15 protein-coding genes and 1 riboswitch are annotated in these 20,823 nt (G+C 55.2%); of the genes, 8 read left to right on the top strand and 7 right to left on the bottom strand.

Translation table 11 applies throughout. The annotated features are described in order from the left end of the window. Positions 1–22 precede the first annotated feature (22 nt). The 6 genes from J7413_RS11920 to J7413_RS11895 all read right to left on the bottom strand — a co-directional run bounded on the left by J7413_RS11920 (position 23) and on the right by J7413_RS11895 (position 6,770). Complete coding sequence (locus J7413_RS11920; protein WP_209098398.1) at positions 23–952, bottom strand: glycerophosphodiester phosphodiesterase family protein; 930 nt, start codon at positions 950–952, stop codon at positions 23–25. Positions 953–1,240: 288 nt separating this feature from the next. Continuing rightward, entirely contained in the window at positions 1,241–1,708 is a 468-nt protein-coding gene (locus tag J7413_RS11915) for an acyl-CoA thioesterase (RefSeq protein WP_209098396.1), read from the bottom strand. 103 nt (positions 1,709–1,811) lie between these two features. Beyond that, positions 1,812–2,471: an alpha/beta family hydrolase gene (locus J7413_RS11910; RefSeq protein WP_209098394.1), complete on the bottom strand. Its 660-nt coding sequence runs from the start codon at positions 2,469–2,471 to the stop codon at positions 1,812–1,814. A gap of 8 nt (positions 2,472–2,479) precedes the next feature. Next, positions 2,480–4,648 carry a S8 family peptidase gene (locus J7413_RS11905; RefSeq protein WP_209098392.1) on the bottom strand — a complete coding sequence of 723 codons (2,169 nt, stop codon included), beginning with the start codon at positions 4,646–4,648 and terminating at the stop codon, positions 2,480–2,482. A gap of 219 nt (positions 4,649–4,867) precedes the next feature. Further along, positions 4,868–6,232: an ArsB/NhaD family transporter gene (locus J7413_RS11900; protein WP_209098390.1), complete on the bottom strand. Its 1,365-nt coding sequence runs from the start codon at positions 6,230–6,232 to the stop codon at positions 4,868–4,870. 52 nt (positions 6,233–6,284) lie between these two features. Further along, positions 6,285–6,770 carry a CBS domain-containing protein gene (locus J7413_RS11895; RefSeq protein WP_209098388.1) on the bottom strand — a complete coding sequence of 162 codons (486 nt, stop codon included), beginning with the start codon at positions 6,768–6,770 and terminating at the stop codon, positions 6,285–6,287. A gap of 417 nt (positions 6,771–7,187) precedes the next feature. On the opposite strand from J7413_RS11895, the gene J7413_RS11890 reads away from it, so the two are divergent. The 4 genes from J7413_RS11890 to J7413_RS11875 all read left to right on the top strand — a co-directional run bounded on the left by J7413_RS11890 (position 7,188) and on the right by J7413_RS11875 (position 14,895). Further along, positions 7,188–8,738, top strand: coding sequence for a hypothetical protein (locus J7413_RS11890; RefSeq protein WP_209098386.1), 1,551 nt, complete (start codon positions 7,188–7,190; stop codon positions 8,736–8,738). Positions 8,739–8,775: 37 nt separating this feature from the next. Further along, the gene (locus J7413_RS11885; protein ID WP_209098384.1) at positions 8,776–9,753 is read left to right on the top strand and encodes a hypothetical protein; all 978 of its coding nucleotides are present in this window, start codon (positions 8,776–8,778) and stop codon (positions 9,751–9,753) included. Between the two features lie 9 nt (positions 9,754–9,762). Next, positions 9,763–12,216, top strand: coding sequence for an acylphosphatase (locus tag J7413_RS11880; RefSeq protein WP_209098382.1), 2,454 nt, complete (start codon positions 9,763–9,765; stop codon positions 12,214–12,216). 333 nt (positions 12,217–12,549) lie between these two features. Continuing rightward, positions 12,550–14,895, top strand: a complete 2,346-nt coding sequence (locus J7413_RS11875) for a PAS domain-containing hybrid sensor histidine kinase/response regulator (protein ID WP_209098380.1) — start codon at positions 12,550–12,552, stop codon at positions 14,893–14,895. A gap of 31 nt (positions 14,896–14,926) precedes the next feature. Here the strand turns inward: J7413_RS11875 and J7413_RS11870 are convergent, their stop codons facing one another. Further along, the gene (locus tag J7413_RS11870) at positions 14,927–17,038 is read right to left on the bottom strand and encodes a methyl-accepting chemotaxis protein (RefSeq protein WP_209098378.1); all 2,112 of its coding nucleotides are present in this window, start codon (positions 17,036–17,038) and stop codon (positions 14,927–14,929) included. Between the two features lie 272 nt (positions 17,039–17,310). Further along, a riboswitch (cobalamin riboswitch) is annotated at positions 17,311–17,514 on the top strand. A 101-nt stretch (positions 17,515–17,615) separates the two neighbouring features. On the opposite strand from J7413_RS11870, the gene J7413_RS11865 reads away from it, so the two are divergent. Genes J7413_RS11865 through J7413_RS11850 form a run of 4 tightly spaced genes read left to right on the top strand, consistent with a single transcriptional unit; the run spans position 17,616 to position 20,809 of the window. Further along, positions 17,616–18,023: a DUF1636 domain-containing protein gene (locus J7413_RS11865; RefSeq protein ID WP_209098376.1), complete on the top strand. Its 408-nt coding sequence runs from the start codon at positions 17,616–17,618 to the stop codon at positions 18,021–18,023. Then, complete coding sequence (locus J7413_RS11860; RefSeq protein ID WP_209098374.1) at positions 18,020–18,796, top strand: ABC transporter ATP-binding protein; 777 nt, start codon at positions 18,020–18,022, stop codon at positions 18,794–18,796. Before J7413_RS11865 ends, J7413_RS11860 begins: the two co-directional genes overlap by 4 nt. A gap of 27 nt (positions 18,797–18,823) precedes the next feature. Further along, entirely contained in the window at positions 18,824–19,777 is a 954-nt protein-coding gene (locus tag J7413_RS11855; protein ID WP_209098373.1) for an ABC transporter substrate-binding protein, read from the top strand. Continuing rightward, on the top strand, positions 19,778–20,809 hold the full coding sequence (locus tag J7413_RS11850; RefSeq protein ID WP_209098372.1) for an iron ABC transporter permease: 1,032 nt from the start codon (positions 19,778–19,780) through the stop codon (positions 20,807–20,809). Positions 20,810–20,823 lie beyond the last annotated feature (14 nt).

Here is a 20,823-nt window from a genome sequence, read left to right as displayed (position 1 = left end):
GCGGCCCTTTTTCGTTGTGATCTCAACTTGCTGCGCGGCGTAGCAGGCAATCCTGCACCCGACCGGGATAGTCGGTAACGATACTGTCCACACCGCAGTCAATCATGCGGTTGATCTCTTTGACGCTGTTGACCGTCCAGGTGCCAACCACCAGGCCAAGCGCGTGGGCCTCGGCTACACCCTCTGGAGTCACATCCAGAAAATGCGGGCACCACATTTGCCCCCCCGCCTCAACCACAGCTTTCGGCATAGAGGCGGGCACCTCTTCCCACGAAGGCATCACGGTGCGATCCGTGTCTTCCCCCGGCAGGCCCTTGGGTAAGTAGGATAGGTAGGATGTCGGCATCTCTGGCGCCTGTGCGCGCGCTACGTCGAGAATGCCCCAATCAAAACTGTGCATCACGGTGCGATCCACAAGACCAGCGGCACGCACCTGAGCGACAACCGTCGCCACCATTTCTGCGCGCTCCTGCGCGAGATCGGGCGCATCCGGGTCCGTCTTGAGCTCCAGCAGCAGGGACAAGGAGGCATTCTCTGGTTTTGCAGCAAATGTCAGCACATCATCCAGCGTGGGCGCCTGTGCATGCGGCAGCACCGCCTGATCAGAGAAACGACGCCCATATTCGGTGCCCCGATTTGCCATGCCAACGTTGCAGGCGCGGACCTCTGCCAGGGTCATCTCTGCCACGCGCGGACCGGGGTCGGGCAACCAAAGCCCCTCTGCATCACGTGCCAATGCGCCATCCAGCGTATGGTTGTGGACCACCACCGGCACGCGATCTTTGGTCATGACCACATCAAACTCAATCGAGGCAATCCCAATCTTCTGGCAGAAGGCGAAACCCTCAATCGTGTTTTCCGGCAAAGCACCTCGGGCGCCACGATGCCCCGAAACTCTGGGGCCTGACGCATCTGCGCGAAACCCGTCCAATTGCCCAAATTGCTGACCCATCGAAGCGATCCGTCCTTGCGAGTGCGGCGCGCAGACTCATCATGGAGACTCTGCGGCCGTGCCAAATTTCATTCCGATGGACCACGGGAGCACCCGATGTGACGGCCCGTGCCCCACCATTTCTGCCTCGGTACCTGTAAGATCGCTCTGGAGCAATGAGTTCGCGCCCAACTGACCTATCAGTTGCAACTGTACCTCAATCTCTCCCACTCTTAAGGGAACGCCGGCCGCTCTGGCCATATCCGCCCTGCGCGACAGGCCCGCCATGCACCCTTGCCCGGTGGTCGGTTATGGCAAGACCGCATCCTTCGGCAACATCACCGGATAGTCGGTTTTGAAGATTTCCGGCATCTTCACCGGGCGGCCGGTGGTGAGGTTGGTGCTGACATAGTCTGACTGCGCACGCAGGATGGTTTTGTGATCGCTCAAGCGGACCACCTGAAACACGCGACTGCACCGCAGGCGCCCGTCGTTGGACGAAATCCACACAAAAACAACCACTTTATCGTCGAGGAATGCAGAGGCCAGATATTTGATCTCGTGACGGACAGCGGCCATGCCGCGCTCCATTTTCAGGCATACCTCTGCGGTCAGCCCCACAGAATCTGTATGCTCCCAAACGGTGGCGTCGAGCCATTTCAGATACACCGCATTGTTGACATGGTGAAAGCCGTCCAGATCCTGCTGTGTGACTGTGAACCGCTTCCAATATGCATTTGGGAAATCGGCGAGGGCTTCAATCTCTTGATCTGTCATCAGCGCTGCGCGTCCTGTTTTGGGAAATGCCTATCCGGGCGACAGGTTACGCGCTGCACCAGTGCGCCGCCAGCGCCGGGCTGCGACGCAACGCAACGTTCTTTCACCCGGCACACCGTTCTTTGACCCAAGACCCTGCGGTCTCACAAAACTGCGCCAAATGCGCGGCGTGATCCAGACCAGTGACGCGCTTGCGCGGTTTAAGATCGTGATCGCCGTCTTCAAACCATGCCATTTCGATTTGCGGCGACAATGGATAGGTGGCGACATCCGCTTCGGTCCCAAAGGGATCCCGTGTGCCCTGACAAATCAGGGTCGGTGTCAGCAGCGCTTCAAGGTGATCCACACGCAAGACATCCGGTTTGCCCTGCGGGTGAAATGGATATCCCAGACAGAGCACCCCTCGTATGCGCCGCGCCGCATGCAGATCATCCGCGATCAAACTGGCAACGCGCCCACCCATTGACTTGCCGCCAATCACCATAGGGCCATCTGTGCCAAGATCCCGCGCCAACGCCGAAAGCGCCGTGTGATACTCTTCTTGCAGAAGGGGCATTTTCGGAGGTGGCCGTTTTGAACCACCCGTGCGCCGCTGCGCCATATAGGCAAATTCGAAACGGACCACGCGCAATCCAGCCTGGGCCAAACCTTGGGCAACCGTGTTCATATACGGCGCGTCCATCGGCATGCCTGCGCCATGGGCAAACACCAATGTCGGTGCGTCGGTGCGCGCTCCATCCACAAGGAAGTTTATGGGTGCCATGCGGCCTCTCAAAAACGCGTGTTGATCCCAAACAAGATAGCCGTTTCGTCACGCCCTGCAATGTGGCCGCGATTCATGGCGTGTGCGAGCGACACGCCCATGCTGGTTCTGCGAGACAGAGGCCGCCCGTAGCTGAGCTCCAGACGGACCTCACGCTCATCAGGGCTCAAATCAATTGGCACCGTCTGATGCGTGACAACCCCAAGCGCATTTGTCACCGGAAGAGACAAAGCCGTGGCACCAGAAGAGATCGCCGCGGGCAAAGACACAGACAGATTGAGCCGGTCGTTGCGCGCCCAGACATCGCGATGCGACAGGGTCAATGCGCTTGCGTTCATCACAACATCTGAGGCTTGGCCAAAACCAGTGGTCTCCTGCCCGAAAGCATAGCCAAATTCAACCCTGAGTTGTGATTTTGCGGAAAGGTCTGTGGAAAGTGCCATGTCCATAGAGAAGATGGCGGCGTCACCGCCTCCGTTCCAATCAGAGAGCAGAGAGGCGGTGTCATCGCCGTAGGTTGCGCTGACTCTCAGGTTGGCACCGCCAAGATCAAAGTGGCGTGCCAATCCAAAACCGATGCTCTCATCTCCGTAGTTTTGGGACTGAAAAAGCAGCATTTCTGTCTTCGCATTGAGCGTGGCAAAGGGCGTCAGGCGATTGTCGCCAAAGAAAGCGATGCTGCCGTAGCCCTCTTCTTGTATTTGGTCGAAGTTCAGAACATCATTCAGCGAAAATAGCGGGTTTGTGTCACGGGTGGCGACCATTTGGGCCGCGTCGATGACAAACCCAGCAGACAGCGCGTCGCGGCTGACAACGTCGACCCCTTCAAGCGCCTGTTTGATCGCGTTGCCACTGGCCGCACCAGACACCACAAGCGGTTCACGTGTGTTGATCGTCCTGCCATCAGCGGTTGTTATTGTGGGTTGACCTATTGGCAACAATGCCGCCGCCACATCGAGGAACCCATGACCCCATTCGCGGCTGTAGTCATGTTCAAACCCCGGAACCAGTTCAACGGACCCACTTTTCTGAAATCCGTCAAACTCATTGTCCGCTGTAGCCAGCAGTCTGACCCGCAGCTGCTGATGCGACATATCGGGGAAAGCTTCGGCCAACAGCGCTAAGGCCCCGGAGACTGTCGGCGCTGCAAAAGACGTGCCCGTGCCAAAACGATAGCCATTTGATGCGTTCGCACCGGTCCAGTTGCCGTTTGCAGCGATACACCAGGCGGCGGCTTCAAGACAGGCGCCGGACACACGTGTCGCGGAAACGACATCGTCCCCATTGAGCTCAGGCACGCCGTTGATGACCGCGATCCAGCTCTTTTCAAGATCGGAGTGGAACACAGGCAGCCCTGGCAGCAAACCCACCCTGGAAATCTCATGATCGTTTGAGATTGCAAAAACCACAATTCCGTCTTCGGCATAATCTGTCAGGGCGCTGAGATAGTCCGCCCCCGCCGATGAGCCGAACACGCGATCGTAGTCTGAACGGACCGCATCGCGGGCGACAAAGCCCCATGAATTGTTCAACGCAACCGCGCCCTGCGCACGGGCAGCGCGCGCGGTTTCACTCAACTGCGCAAAGGTGTTGTAGCTGCCAAAGATTGCGTCAGCCTCTGGGGCGACGCCAATCATTGTGGATGAATTGCCTGTCGCGACCGATGCCACGAAAGTGCCGTGATCCGTCACCGGCAAATTGCGACCCAAAGTGATGTCTTTGCCTGCAAACACAGTGTGGCCGGGCAGGAATCCACTGTCAGAAAAGGCGATGGTTTCGCCGGCACCGGTGAGGCCCGCGGCATGGGCATAGTGAATGCCTGCGGCCTCAATCGGGTTGCCTTCTAAGCTGACATCGACACCGTCGTCAAAGGTGCCATTGTTATTGCGGTCAACAAAGTATCGCCCATCTGCTGTTTGGCGTCGATATCTGGCATCCTGACGGAGCAGCCTGTTGGCGCTTGTGCGCAGGGAATCCAGATTGCTAATAAACGAAGCCAGCAGCGTTTCATCATCGGTAAAGGGGAGGTTCGAAACAGGCCCTCCGCCACCTCCGGGCGCGTTGCCACCGCCAGCGCCACCACTTGCACTGTCGTCTTCGCCGTCACCGCCGCCGCACGCGGCAAGAACACTTGCCCCCAAAAACGCTATCGTCACACGCTTCTTTGGTATTGGCATCAAAGTGCCCCCCACTGGTCTTTCAAACTCTCTTAGGGATACCCTAAACTCTTTAGCCAAACCCTAAAGACCCAATCATCTTAAAGATGTATCAATCTGGGGGTGCTGTGCTTAAAACAACACGCATTCGATGCCGTCATCACACCAGATTTTTTCATGCCAAACACAAAGAAGCCCGGCGCGATGCACCGGGCTTCTTAGATACGTTATGTCACGCAATTAGAAATAGCGCAGCCAGAGATACACGTTTGCGATCATCAGCGTCAGGATCATGATCGGGAATGCATAGTACATGAATTTCAGGAAGCCGATTGGCTGTTTGGCTTTTTCTGCGAAGGCCGCAACCGTCAGGTTTGCGGAAGCGCCGAGCAGAGAGCCGTTGCCACCCAGACAAGCACCAAGCGCCAGCGACCACCACAGAGGCTCAATCGCGTCAGGGCCACCAAATGTATCAGCCGTGGATTCAATCAGCGGGATCATGGTTGCCACAAAAGGAATGTTGTCGAGGATCGCAGAGAGGATACCAGAGGCCCAGAAGATGAAGAACGCTGTCCACATCATATCGCCTTGGGTCAGCTCCAGCACTTTCTCGCCGAAGTACTCAAGCAGTCCAACCTGCTCCACACCAGCCACGATCACAAACAGACCACCGAAGAAGAAGATGGTGACCCATTCCACTTCGCCGAAAATGTGGTGCACGCTTTCGGTTTGATCTTCGCCGTGCTGGTGGCCATAGGCCAGAAGCATCAGCAGTGCGGCGCCGGCCAGAGCGGAGGTGCCAGGCTGAATGCCATAGCCGTGACCAACCACGAAGCCAAAGATCACCAGAGCCAGAACAGCCAAAGACTTAACCAGCAGAACCTTGTCGGTGATGGCTTCTTTTTCGTTGAACTGCATGATCCGTGCGCTGGCTTCCGGTGGGATCTTGGACAGCTCTTTGCGGTTCATGAAGTAGATGATGAAGGTCAGAATGACGAGGCAGATCGCGGAGATCGGGGCCAAGTTATACAGGAAGTCGTTGAAGCTAAGGTTCGCCGCAGAGCCAATGATGATGTTGGGCGGGTCACCAATCAACGTGGCCGTACCACCAACGTTAGATGCCAGGATTTCTGCCAGGAAGAACGGGAACACACGTGTTTCAAGCGCATCGGTGATCAGAAGTGTGATCGGCGCAATCAGAAGCACAGTCGTCACGTTGTCGAGCATCGCGGAGAAAACAGCTGTGATCAGGGTCAGCATGATCAGGATGCCCGTGGGATCCGCTTTCACCCATTTGGCTGACTTGATCGCCACATATTGGAACAATCCGCATTTGCTGGTGATGGCCACAACCACCATCATGCCAATCAAAAGCGCGAGCGTGTTTGCATCAACACCATTGACCGCTTGCTGCTGGTTCAGAATGCCGAACAGCACCATGAGCGAGGCGCCGAGCATGGCCAGAATGGCACGGTTGATTTTTTCGGTGATGAGTACGGCGTAGACCAGAACCAGAATACCGGAAGCAATCCACAAAGGATCGATCCCAAGCATATCCGGCAAGGAAAAGCCCGCCTCACCGTGTGAGGAAGAATGTGCAGACACGATACTGACCCGCTTTCATTTAGATTGGTTAAGGAGGCGTCAGGCGATGGCCTCAGAACACTTTGTCGATCAGTGAGTTCGCGCTCACCGTACCTACAAATCGCTGCGAATTTGGCTCCACAAGCATCACGTGGCGTTTGTATTTATACACCAGGAAGATGCCCTCCATGATCGGCGTATCAGGCGCCGTCACAGGAATGTTGCTGGGATCGGACATGTTGTCCGAAACTTTTTCTTGCTTGAGCATTTCAACCTGTTGGGAGAAATGATCCTTATCCAGGTTCATGAAGCTCAAGTGATCCAAAGACACCCGCATGCTGTCTGTGTTCAGACCGATGGTAGCGGCTTTGGGAAGAAGCAGCTTCAGCATCGTGGGCGCACTGAAAACGCCATGATACTTGCCGGTTTCGTCAACCACGGGGAGGAAACGCGAACGGCGTTCCTTCAGAATTGCGAGAGCTTCTGCGACGCTGGCGTCGGGGTGAATTGTCTTTTGCAGGTCGGGTGAAACCATGACATCAGCACATGTCAGACCCATATTGGTGACCTCTTCGTTTTATGACGCTAGAAACAGCGACGTTGTTGCAACCGGGCGGCGGTGCAACGGCGGGATGAGGCCAAATTACGCACACATCACATGTTGAATCGCCAGAGTCGCTCGCCTATGTCTATTGTTTGGCCGCAAATTACTAGTGCTGAAATGATGAAAAGGCGTATTGATGGCTTAACCATCGCGAAACGCACTCTCAAAAACGCCCTCTTTTCGCGCCAAAGAGACGCCACAGGCGGAACGCGGGCGCTTTAAAGCCACCGGATTGCAAAACCTTGAGCCTGCTCTTTCACACAAAAGATAGCAGACTTGGCGCGTCGGTCACAAAAAATGTTGTCCATCTGCCGTCAACTGGGCAAAACACAAACAGACTTAAGGCGCAAAAACCGAGCATCGAGAGATCTATTGGCTGACGACCCCACCAAACAGCTCGCCGCGCGCGTAATTTGCGACCGAGCCGGCTATGACTTTTCTGAAGTCTTCAAATACCAGTTTGTGCTTTCCAAAGCGCCCGTTGCGACATCCTTCAGATGGCGTAACGCAAAGTTGGGAGAGTGGTATCTGCAAGCATGTCCAGATCTGCGCGTCACTCCGATCTATGACACACAAAATGAACATGTTGGTTGGTTCCTTGGGGTTGGCATCCTAGAGGATGGCACGGCGGTCAAAGACAGGCTCACTGTTCCCAATAGCGCAACCGATGCACGTTTGATTGCATCATTGCGGACGCTCATTTTCAAGACTGCCGGGCGCTTTGCAGTCCTTCTTTGTAAAGAGGGTGTTGAGCAGATCCACTTCGATGCGGCACTGGACCAATCGGTGGTTTACAATCCTGCCGAGGGGCTTGTGGCCTCCAGCACAATGCTGGCTGCATACGGAGAGCATCAACACAACCCGCGTTTTAACGGAAAAACAATTTTACGACGCAACCTATGCTATGCATTTGAACACACAAGCGACCGACGTGTCCTGCGTGCGTTTCCCAATCATTTTCTGGACCTCGGCAGCTTTGAATTGCAACGATTGTGGCCAGGAACAGACGCAGAGTTTGATGTCAGCCGCGCCGAACGACCCGGCTTGATTGCGCAGATGGAGGACAGGCTGCGGCAGGTTATGTCTGGCCTGCTGACCAACTTCGACTGCTGTTTGCCGGTCAGCGGTGGCTATGACAGCCGATTGCTGTTGAGCTACGGCAAGGAGGAGATTCGACATCTCAAGAGCGCCTTCACCCATGCCATCAATCACAACACGCTCGCCGATTGTTTGATTGCCCGAAATTTATGCCAGCAGCTTGGCGTCCCTCATCACATCATAAACACACTCGATCCTGAACATGAGCCGGTCCTGCGCAAACCGATCAATCGTATTCGGTTTGATGAGTTTGCTTTGCGCACCGGGTATGAATCAGGCACGCGAGATCCGCGCGCCGGTCTTGCAAACACGCTTGCACCTGAACATGAGGTGTTGATCCGCGGGAACCTCGTGGGCATTCTCAGCGCGCAACAATACCTCAGAGAGTATATCGATGCGCCTTTTGACATGGGATATGCCCTGTACCGGTTGCGCATCAGTGAGGACTGGACCCCGGATCAGAAAGCGTTCTGGAGCGCCAGATATCGCGACTGGATGAACACACTGCCAGAGGCTGCGCATGCACGCATCTATGACATGGCCTTTCTGGAACTGGTGCAACCGCATGCGTTGGGCGCACATTTGAACGGGTCCACAAACGCCTATCATGTGAACCCCTTCAATGACCGGATTTTGCTCCATGGGTCCATGAGACTGCGCCCGCGCTTCCGAGTAGAGCGCAACGCCATCGACCGCATGCAACAGCGCGCGGCACCAGAATTTTCCAGCATTCCGCACACAACGAAAGTGAAGCGTCTGATTTCAGACGCACTGGGCAAGGCACCACCGCTGGAAGATGTGCTAAAGCTTGATATAGTTACGTAAAATCCGCTTGATCGTCAGCCCCATCTGAAAGCTTCGAATGCCGCAATCCCCCCCTCCAATCTACATTCACATTGGCACCCAGAAAACCGGCTCCACGTCGATTCAGGCGCATCTTTGGGCGCACCAGAAGGCTCTGAAGGCGCAAGGGGTGAATTACGTGCAGGCCGGGCGCAAGCGCGCGGCGCACAACCAAATTGCGATTACAGAGAGAAATGGTGACATTCAGCCGCTGCTGGAAAAGGTGGTGCAAGAAATCGACGCACTGCCCGATCACACCCACATCATTTCCTCTGAGATGTTTTTCCGGCCTTCGATAGCCGCAGCGCTCGCAGCTCATTTACCAGAGCACCAAAAGCAACGGGTCAAGCTGATCACGTATCTGCGTCGTCAGGACAAGTTTCTGGAGGCCATGTACAAACAGACACTCAAAAACGGGCGGTTCCGTGGGTCACCCGCCAAATACGCCCAACAGCGCCAGATCGCATCTTTCTATGGAACAACACTCGACGCCTTTGCGGCGGCCTTTGGCAAGGAGGCCCTGATTGTGCGCATTTTTGAGCGCAGCACGCTACACAACGGCGATGTGGTTGAAGATTTTGCACAGAGTATCGGCCTGCATGACATGCTGTGTGCGCTGCCGCGTCAAGCGCAGTCAAATCCGACGCTGTCGCTGGAAGTGTCGCATCTGTTGGGCATGCTCAACCGCACAACGGACATCAACACGAAACAGCTCATCAGAGAGATTTCGCGCCATCAGACCAAGGGGGCCACACGCAGCGGTGATTGCTATTCGATCGCCGAGCGCGCTGAAATCATGGATTTGTGTGCGCAAGACAACGCCTATGTTGCCAAGACATATTGCGATGCGCCCTCAGCTTTGTTTGAGATCGACGATCTAAGCCCGTCTACCACGGTGTCGGGACCCTCTGACACTGAAAAACTCAGCAATCTGGAAGACGCCATTTTTGCGGTATTTCGGGCTATTGGAAAAACTCATAGTTCACAGCTGAAGTGACAGATTGCGATGGCTGCAAGTGCATCCCCTCCCGAACACGAAGAGCGACAGACCTTTCTATATGTCCTGAAGGGGAAGGTTCAGCATGTCGGCTTTCGCAATTGGACCCAACGGGAAGCCACGCGGCGGGGCATCTGCGGCTGGGTGCGCAACAAGTCAGATACTGTTGAGCTGATGTTCACAGCCAGCGCAACGGAAGCATCCGATTTCGAAGTGGCTCTGCGAAACGGGCCACCACGTGCCAATGTCACCAGCCTCGAAAGCAAACCCGTGCGACTGCGCGCCTTCAAGAGCTTTCAGATCTTAGAGAGCAAAGGTCACCAGAAGCAGGCATCGGCCGAAGGCCCCTCTGCTTCCCCGCCGCTCTATCACTTTGATCCAGAATTTGTCGCGCTGTGTCAGAGCCTTTACAACGGGCTCCCGACCTCGCTCCGACGACACAATCGTGTTGATCACATCGAGAAGGATTGGGGATTTCAACAGCTTGAGCATGCAGCGCGTGCGGCAGGCATGATCACAATGCGTGTCGATCAGGGTGCGCCAAGACGCTATCTGTTACAAAGTGAAACGGCGCGACTTGGCCTCAGCAGCACCCGCCTCAGCCTTTCACCATATTTGGATACGGTTGTTGCAAACGACAAATCGCTAACGATGGACGCCCTGTCGCACGCTGGTTTGCCGACGCCGAAAAGCATGGTCGCCCAGACAGAGGTTGAGGCAGAGGACGTGTTTGATGCGCTGGGGCGTTGCGTCGTTCTAAAACCAAGCCACGGGTCCAATTCGGTGGGTGTGACCACCAATCTGCGGCAGCGCGATGCGTTGCCAGCGGCCTTTGCTTTGGCCCAGCAATCCTCTCCCGATGGGCGCGTGATTGTTGAAGAACACGTGCGCGGCGTGGACATGCGCATGCTGATGGCGGGTGATCGTTTTGTTGCGGCGTATCTGCGGTTCCCGGCAAATGTTGTGGGAGACGGAAAGGCATCTGTTGCCGAACTGATTGCACGTAAAAACACTGACCGGGCCTCCGTTCCGGGGATCGGTGCGGCCAACCCGATCCCGACAGGCCCGCTCGCGCAGGCGCTGCTGAAAGATCAAATGCTCACTTTGGACGCCGTCCCGAAACAGGGACAATTTGTGCTTTTGGGTTTGCGGCCCAACACCTCTGACGGTGCTGATCAAATCAATGTGACTGAGCATTTGCACCCCGAATTGAAAGACATCTGCGTTCAGGCGACCCACACGCTTGGCACATCATCGCTGTGGGGGTTTGACCTCATCACCGAAGATTTCACGCGCCCACCGTCCCAGGCCCGCAGCGTCTTCTGTGAAGCCAACAACCGCCCGTTTGGCGGTGTGTTCCGGCATGCAACGCATGGGCCATATGTGAATTTTTTCGCCCATGCGCTTGAGGTTTTTGCACCTAAAGACCCCTCTCAGGCATGGCAGACCTCTGCGTGGGAGATTGTGTTTTGCGCCCCTCCTTCCGAAGAAAGCACGGCGCAGCGTTTCGGGTTTCGCAGGGCTGCGCAGGGCGACACATGGCATTTGCCGCTCGGCCTGATGGGGCAAGACGAGGCTTTGCGCAAATTTGGCGCGCTACAACAAAACGCAGATTTGTTTGGGCGCCTGAAGCTGGTGGATCGAAACGCTCCGGTTCAGAGCCCACCATACGTCCACCCATCGACGCGGTCTCAACCAAGGCTGACTGTATCGCCGGCCGCAGAGCAGAGCCTAACCTCCGCCATGTCAGCCGACTTTGAAGGAAACGGGCAAGAGTGGCGCCCTCAACTGATCGGCCGCGAGCAGGACAAGGGCTTCTCGGTCTATGACACAGCATATCCCACCAGTTTTGCAGAATACGCGATGCAGCCCAAACGGTTGCTGGCACTGCGTGCCATATTAGGGAGTGCTGGTCTCCCAATTGTGCCCTTAAGACTTATCAAAACCGCTGCGGAACTGGGGCAACTGCCGCATCAACAGGCCAGCCTACACCTGTCTCGCAAATGGCGTGGCGCGTTTTGCCATTGGGTTGGCCCTGAACCCCGCTATCAAAGCCTTGCGAAACAGATACCAGAACGTTGCTATCCGATCTTACAGGACCCCTGCGCCTCGCAAGAAACGCTCGAGTGCGTCATATTGCACAACAAAATTTTGGGTGCAGCGGTAAGAACGCAAGAGGGATTTGCAACATTGCCCAGCCTGCCAGACGGGCTGGAAGTCTTTGCGGCAAAAGTTGCACAGGCCATACCTGGCCTCGGGCGCGCGCGGCTGATCTGTCGCGCCTCTCAGCAAGATCCGGCGATTTATGAAGTGCAATCTGTGACCACAGATCTTGCTCTGCCTAATTTTGCGGCACCGGACTTTGGGCCTCCAATTGACCTGGCTCTGGCAATCAAAGAACGCCTTTTTGGCGGGACGAACAGCGCCGTTTCAAAGCAGTGCTTTTCCTCAGCTCAAATCTGAAAAGCACTTTAGATTGCGAGATAACAAGCTGGACGATTGATCTTTCAACGCCGGTTACTTAGCGCTCGCAGCGCCGCATTTGTATGCAAGCAGCCTGCTATCACAATCATGACGCATTGGTCAGATGAGGTAGTTCACAAATTATGCATTTTAAATACCTATTTAAGTAATTGAAATTGTTGATTTTTTAATTGAAAATATCGTGATTTTCAGGACAAATCTCTATATAGATCACTTGTTATACACGTATTGCGGTAGCCACCTCTCAATCGTTCAGAGTGGCTGTGAACAGATGCGTTTCTTACTTGGTCAAACATCTGAGAGGTGACCTGAATGACAACTGCCTATGACTTTTTTGGTGCCCCAGCACCAGATCGGGCAGATTCAGCAACCTCTTTGAGAGAGGAAGGTGCAGCCTTATGGCAGGCCGATCTGATCAACAAGACGATCTGGTGGAACCGCCAAGCGCAGCACCTGCATGCGGCTGGAGAAGATTACCAACCCAGTTTCGAAAACGCGTTTGAATTCTGTAGCTTAGACGATCGAACACACATTCGGAACATACTCAGCAACAGCATACAAAACGCAGCCCCCTGGCGTTTTGAATATACTGCAGAACTGCCCGGAGGGGACACACTCCTGATAGAGAGTGAGGGGTACCCAGTTGTCGAAAACGGCAAGACCACAAAGCTCATCGGACGATTTGCACGCAAAGAAATGGTGCTCAGTAAAACAGAAGTTTCCGCCTCAACACTGCCTGACACATGGCGATACTTGAACGAACTCACAGATCTGCATGCGGTTGTGGATGAGACAGCGATTTTGTCTGTATCTGATGCGAGTGGGAAAATTTTACGCGTCAACAAGAACTTGCTGCGCGTCTCTGGATACTCTGCCGATGAACTTATCGGACAGAACCACAACCTGATGAACTCAGGCTACCACAGCAAAGAATTCTTTCAGCAAATGTGGGAGACCATTTCCTGTGGCAAAATCTGGCGCGGAGAGATCTGCAATCGCAGTAAGCAGGGAGAAACACTCTGGTTTGACACCATCATCTATCCGGTGACGGACACTATTGGGCGTCCTGACAAGTTTTTTGCTCTCCGCTTTGATATCACCGAGAAAGTGCGTTCCAGCCGGCTCGTGTCCGCATTTTTTGACATTTCAAGTGCACCCAATTTCATATTGGACGACCACGGCTATATTCTGAAGGTAAACCCAGCCTTCTGCGCGACGGCTGGGCACACCAAAAAAGATCTTCTGGGGCGGCACTTTAACAGCCTCGCGAATTCAGGTGATCGCAGCAAAGTCACCAAAGCCCTACGCAAGGCGCTTCTGGGCCGAAAATCAAACGCACTTCAGATCAGGTTGCACAGTCGACATGACAAACAGCGGATCATGGACGTCCATTTCAACCGTTTTGAGGGCCAGATCTTTGGATCTGCAAACGACATAACCGAACAGCTAGAACGCCAGCAATCACTCGCACACGCCCGCAATACGGCAGAGGAGGCGAACCAGTCCAAAACCGCTTTCCTTGCAAACATGAGCCATGAGATCCGCACACCGCTCAATGCGATTGTGGGGATCACAGACGTTTTGAATAGAGACCCTGACTTAACGGCCAAGCAACAGGATCTTGTCAAAACGATTTACGAAGCAGGAGAGATGCTCGAAGACCTGCTTTCTGACTTTCTCGATCTCTCCAAGATCGAAGCTGGCAAGCTGACAATCGAATCCATTCCCTTTTGCCCAAGCGTGGAGGCGCAAGCCGCATTGCAGCTGCACATGCAAAAAGCGGAACGCAAAGGTCTACGGTTTTCGTTTCAAGCCAATGCGAACACTGAAAATCTTGCTTTGGGGGATCCGCTTCGCTTGCGTCAGATCATTTCTAACCTCGCATCCAATGCTGTGAAGTTTACCGACTGTGGTCAAATATCTTGCAACCTGTCCGTGCAGAAAGCGGCCTTTGGCGAGAAACTCGTTTTTGAAATCGAAGACAGTGGCATTGGCTTTCCGACCAAAACCTCTGGCGCGGTGTTTGAGCGATACACGCAACAGCGAGAAACGGACAGCCGGACTCACGGCGGCACGGGGCTTGGCCTCGCGATCAGCGCCTCATTGGCCCACAAAATGGGGGGCACGTTGCGTGTGATTTCTGCCCCGGACGAAGGCACCATTTTCACGCTCACACTCCCGCTTAAAACAGCCCTCTCAAAGGCACCGGTGCAGCATCAAGAGGTCACAAAGTTCGAAGACCTTGATTTGAGCGGGTGTCGGGTACTGGTCGCTGAGGACAGCAAAGTCAACCAAAAGGTGATCAGCCTCGTCCTCCAAAACTCAGACTGCGACATAACGTTTACATCCAATGGCGTTGAGGCACTTGAGACCTTCAAAGAAGAGCCGAAACCCTTCGATTTGGTTCTCATGGATATGCGGATGCCCGTCATGGATGGGGAACAAGCCGTTCGCAACATGCGTGTTTTTGAAAGCGAAACCAAACGTGCCCGCACCCCAATCATTATGCTGTCAGCAAACGCCATGCCAAATAATGTCAAAGACGCGCTGACCGCGGGATGCGACGCCCATGTTGCAAAACCTGTGCGGCGGGGCATCCTGTTTCAAAAGATTGCGGAATGTCTGGATCTGGCCAATGGCGATCACGCAGGGGGCTGATGGCGCGTATTTTTAGTGCGCCATCACTGAATCATGCGGCATCACGATCGGGGTTGCGTGCTGTACCATCCAAGCTCAACTTGAATTGAGACACCAGTCTTTCCAGCTCATTGGCTTCTTCTTTCAGCGTTGCGCAGGTTGCGCTGACGTCCTGCGCCATGACTGCATTGCGTTGGGTCGCTTCTTCGAGCTGAGACACACCCGTGTTGATTTCCCCCAAAGTGGCCGCCTGGCTCACGGTCCCGTCCGCCAAGTTAGACACCAGTGCAGAAACGTGGCTGACGCGGTTAACAATCTCGCCAAGCGCTTCTCCGGTTTCATTCACCAGCCCGACACCGTTGCTGACACTGGCGGTGCTTTCCCCAATCAGATCCTGAATTTCTCGCGCTGCGCCGGAAGATTTTTGTGCCAGCGCACGCACTTCTGACGCAACCACCGCAAAACCGCTGCCTGCAGCGCCGGCCCTTGCGGCCTCAACACCTGCATTCAGCGCAAGCAGATTGGTTTGAAACGCAATATCGTCAATCACACTGATAATCTGGGCAATCTGGTTGGACGACTCTGAGATCTTCGCCATCGCATTGACAGCTTCTTTCACGATCGCGCCACTCTCTGTTGCATCATTTTTGGCAGAGAGCGTGCTTTCCTGCACATCTTTTGCGCCCGAGGCCGCCGATTGAACGCTGGAGGTGATGCCTTCAAGCGCTGCCGCTGTCTGTTCCAGCGTACCAGCCTGATCTTCGGTGCGGCGCGACAGGTCATCTGAGGACTGGCTAAATTTGACCGTGCCTGATCGAATGCTGGAAGCTACATCAACAACATGCACAAGTGTTTCGTTGAGCTTGCCAACCGTCGCGTTGAAATCTGCCCTGAGCCCCTCGTACTCTTCAGGAAAAGGCGTTTCAAAGTGGTGTGTCAGATTGCCTTCTGCCATCTCACCCAGGCCCAGGCGGATTTCACCAACCACAAAGTCCTGTTCCTTTTTACGCCGCTCTTGCTCCGACTTAAGGGCCTCAGCATCGCGTCGCATTTGCAGGGTATCTTGCTTAAAATGATAGACAGCCTTTGCCATTTTGCTCAATTCATCGCGGCCTTCAATGCCTTCGACGAACACATCAAAATTGCCGCTTGTGAACTCATTGATGACAGCGATCAGGTATTTAATGCGTGCCACCATGCGCTCGAAGGAGAAAATGGCAAAGGACAGAACCAAGAGCATGACACTCATCCCCAACCACATCATGCGATTGAATCTGGCATCTGCAGCCGCTTCGATTTGCAGCGTCAAATCGGCAATCTGTTCTACAAACCGCAGCTCCTCCGCGCGCAGAATATTGATCCAAGCCGTTGATATTTTGAACCAATTGGGCGCGGTCAGCCCATCATAGTCTTGCAACTCATATCCTGACCGCACTGTTTCACGCGCATTCTGGACGGCTTTGAATTCGGCGGTTTCGCGCAAGGTGGCCAGCCAGCCTGCATCGTCCAGGGCGCCGGAGGCTTCAAGCAAAAGCGCCCCCTGCGCGCCGCCAAGCTCTACAAACCGGTCGTGCACAATGGTTGAGAAACCGCCCCCAAGTCCGGTTGCGCCCATGGCACGCTCAAGGCCCGCGCTTTCTTTCGCCGATCCAATCAACACACGGGCGCTCAGCAGGGCCTGCACCTGACTGTGCGTGTCACTTATGCCAGACGGGCGTGAAAAATCGATCAGGTGATTGATTGTTTGCGTATAAAACGAGGCCGTTTCTGGAACACGAAGCTGCAGGCCATCCACCCTATCGCGCATCGCTTCCAACGCAGTCAGACGCGTAGAAATTTTCGAAAGCAACTCTGGCCGTTGCATGGCCAGCAAATCAATCTGCTGCTGAAAGCTCTCGATCGCGGCACTGGAGTGTTCACGCTGCTCTTTCAGCTCTGCTGAAAAATTCTTGCCTTGAGACGCAATGAAACCAGCAGAGTAGCCGCGCTCTTTTTGCAATTCGTGTATGACATGGCCGACAATGGCGCCCTCTTGCGCGCGCATCGTGGTATCATGCGCACTTTCAACAACCGCCCGCTGGCTTGTGACGTCGCCGTACATTAAAAACCCCGCGAGCGCGAAAATCGGCCCGATTACAAACAACATCACAACACGCAGCTTCATTGAGGATCACCTATCTTCTGCATTTCTAAGATGTATAATGAATAGACATAAACGATTTAAAGCAGTGTAAACTGGCTCTGCTTTTTTGCCGTACAATCCAGCCTTTCTAGATTTCCACCGTCAAACAACTGTTGTTTGAGCACTATCGACATCACTGCAATGCGCAGTCCAGGCGTTGGCAAAAGGTCCGCCTATTCAACGTCAAAGAGCATAAAACGCGCCGCGCTCGTGGATCTCGCCGCGTTTGGTGATTGACAGAATCCTTAGAGTTTTACATTGGTAACTTTGATGGTTTCCAGCCTCTGATGGGCTGGATGAAAAGGGAATACGGTGCGGCATACCATTGCCAATTCCGTAACTGCCCCCGCAACTGTAAGCGGTGTGCAACCTCCGATAGCCACTGGGCCAGCGCTCGGGAAGGTGGAGGGAGCCAGTCACCGCAAGTCAGGAGACCTGCCATCTTAACTGAAACTCAAACCGGGCGGGGTGTCTCGGAAGGAGGCCAAGATGGCTCAATCGGCTTACGCCGCTGACATGACTGGTTTTGTTCTCGCCCCGCGTTTTCGCGGAGGGCGAAATGAACGGAACTGTATCTCATCGAATGACGATTTGCACATCGTGCCGGCACACGGGCGAGACCTGCAACTCCGGCTATGCATTGATTGCGAAACTGCGCGCAGCGATCTCCGCTGCGGGTGACAACATCGCCGATGACTTCGAAATTGCAGGCACGGCCTGCCTTGACGGTTGTGACCGCCCCTGCACTGTTGGCTATCACGCCACACGCACAGCCTCTTTCCTGTTTGGTGACATCACGCCAGAGGAAGATATCGACAGCCTCATGGATTTTGCAAAAGACTATGCCGCGCAGCAAAGCGATTGGTGGGTGTCCACCGATCATCCCATAAAACTGCGCGACACTACGCTGACACGCATACCCTGCGCGATCATGGCCATTGAAGACACATTGGAGCGCGTTTCATGACCTCCCCAACATTGGATGTGCGCGATGTCACCTGGGCGCCGCGCAAGCGCGACCCCCTGCTGCTTGAGGCGACCAGCTTTAGCCTGAACAAGGGTGAGGTGATGGGCCTTGTCGGGCCAAATGGCGCGGGAAAAACCACGCTTTTGCGTCTGATATATGGCTATAACCGCCCTCTGTCCGGCGACATTCTGCTAGATGGCGAGTCGTTGCGCAAAATGGCGCCGCGCGCGCTGGCCAAAAAGGTCGCCGCGGTCTTGCAAGAACAACCATCAGACTTTGCGCTCACTGTGCGCGAAGTTGTTGCGCTTGGGCGGGTGCCACATCGCCTCGGCCTCTCCACCCCCGGACAACACGACGCGGAAGTGATAGAGGCGGCGCTCAAGCGGCTGCAGCTGCAAGATCTGTCACACCGCAGCCTCTCCACACTTTCCGGTGGCGAACGCCAGCGAGTGATGGTGGCGCGCGCATTGGCGCAAGAGCCGCAACTGCTGGTGTTGGATGAACCGACCAACCACCTCGACATCCGCCATCAGCTGGAAGTGTTGCAACTGATCCGCGATCTGGATCTGACGATTGTCACATCGCTGCATGATCTCAATCTGGCAGCTGATGTCTGTGATCGCATTCTGATCTTAAAGAATGGCGCACCGAAGGGGTTTGGCGCGCCTATGGACGTTCTCAAAGACAGACTGGTGTCTGAGACCTTTCAAGTGCGCGCCCAGCGCGAACAGCTCAGCGTGAGCCAGAAAAACCATCTCACTTTCCAACTGTAACACCTCAATCTTCATCAAGGACCAACAATGAAAAAGAGCTCCCTCGCCCTCGGGCTGATCTTGGCAGCACAATCCGCTGCGGCAGAAACCACTGTGCAAAGCTGTGACCGCACCGTGACATTTGACACCCCGCCAAAAGCGGCCATTTCCAACGACGTGAACCTCACCGAAATGATGCTGGTTCTTGGCCTTGCGGATCGTATGGTCGGCTACACCGGAATTTCCGGCTGGAAAACGCTGGACGCAGAGATGCGCGCCGGCGTGGAAGAGCTGCCTGAGCTGTCCGCAAAATACCCCTCCAAAGAAGTTCTGGTTGGCGCTGACGCGGACTTCTTCTTTGCGGGCTGGAACTACGGCATGAAGGTTGGCGGCGAAGTCACCCCAGAAACGCTCGCCCCGTTTGGCATCGATGTGTACGAGCTGACCGAAAGCTGCATCCACATTGGTGACAAGCCCAAAGTCAGCATGGATGACATGTACAATGACCTGCTGAACCTCGGCAAAATCTTTGCTGTGGAAGACAAAGCCACCGCACTCGTGGATGGCTACAAGGCGGAGCTTGCCGCGTTCACCGACTCTCTGGAAACCGCGGACGAGCCGCTGCGTGTGTTTGTCTATGACAGCGGCGAAGACACGCCCTTCACCGCAGGTCTCTATGCCATGCCAACAGCCATGATCGAGGCCGCCGGCGGCACCAACATCATGGACGACTTTGAAAAGAGCTGGGGCACCGTCACCTGGGAAGCCGTTGTGGAGCGCAACCCTGAAGTGGTTGTGATCGTGAACTACGGCAATGTGACCGCCGAAGAAAAGCGCGCCTTCATGATGAACAATCCGGCCTTTGCAGAGCTCGATGCGGTGAAAAACGACCGTTTCGTTGTGCTGGAATATGTCGAAGCGACCCCTGGCCCACGCAACATCAAAGCTGTGAAAAAACTGGCTGAAGGTTTCTGGGGCTCCGAAGGCGTGGCCAGCAACTAAATGCACAAAGGCACCTCCCAATCTAAAGCCACCCTTTGGATCGTTCTCCTGGGCAGCCTCGCCGCATTGGGAGCGTCCTTGTCATTCGCAATCTCGGTGGGCGCAATTTCTGTGCCCATCGAAACGGTTTGGGGCATTTTTGCACAAAAAACCGGCCTCTGGCCCGTGGAACCAACATGGTCCAAGGGGCGCACGGCCATTGTCTGGGAAATCCGATTTCCACGCGCCTTGCTGGCCGTGATGGTTGGTGCGGGGCTCGCCATAGTCGGCGCAACGTTGCAGGCTGTGACGCGCAACCCGCTGGCGGATCCACATCTGCTTGGCATTTCTTCGGGTGGCGCCTTTGGGGCCATTCTGGCGCTGTTACACACCGGGCTGTTTCTAGGTCTGCTCACTGTGCCCGTGATGGCATTCCTCGGCGCGCTTGTCGCGACGCTCGCTGTGCTGGCAGTCTCCAAATGGGCCGGCGCGACCAGTGCGGACCGGTTGGTGCTGACCGGTGTGGCCATCTCTTTTGTAATCATGGCCTGCGCGAACATTCTGATCTTTCTGGGCGATCCAAAGGCACATCACACTGTGGTTTTCTGGATGCTGGGCGGACTGGGGCTGGCGCAGTGGTCATACCTGATCTACCCGCTCGCTATTCTTGTGCCCTGTGCGCTGTGGCTCTGGATGCAGGCTTCGCAACTGAATGCCATGACCATCGGCGATGAAACGGCAAGCTCGCTGGGCATCCGCGTTGCGCGCTTTCGTCTGACCGTGTTTGTGGTTGGCGCCCTGATCACCGGTGTGATGGTGGCATTTTCAGGCATGATCGGCTTTGTCGGGCTGATGGTGCCGCACATTGTGCGGCTGATTGTGGGCGGCAACTATGCGCGCCTTGTGCCGATCTCCGCCGTGTTTGGCGGGATATTCCTGCTCTGGGCCGACATTGTTGCGCGCACCATCATGGCACCGGAGGACATTCCCGTTGGCATCGTCACGGGCTTGGTTGGCGGCCTGTCGTTTGTTGTGCTGTTGCGCAGACCTTAGTCACGCCAACGCAG

The organism is Shimia sp. R10_1, assembly GCF_017744095.1.
Taxonomy (GTDB): domain Bacteria; phylum Pseudomonadota; class Alphaproteobacteria; order Rhodobacterales; family Rhodobacteraceae; genus Shimia.
This window is presented reverse-complemented; position numbering and strand designations above follow the sequence as displayed.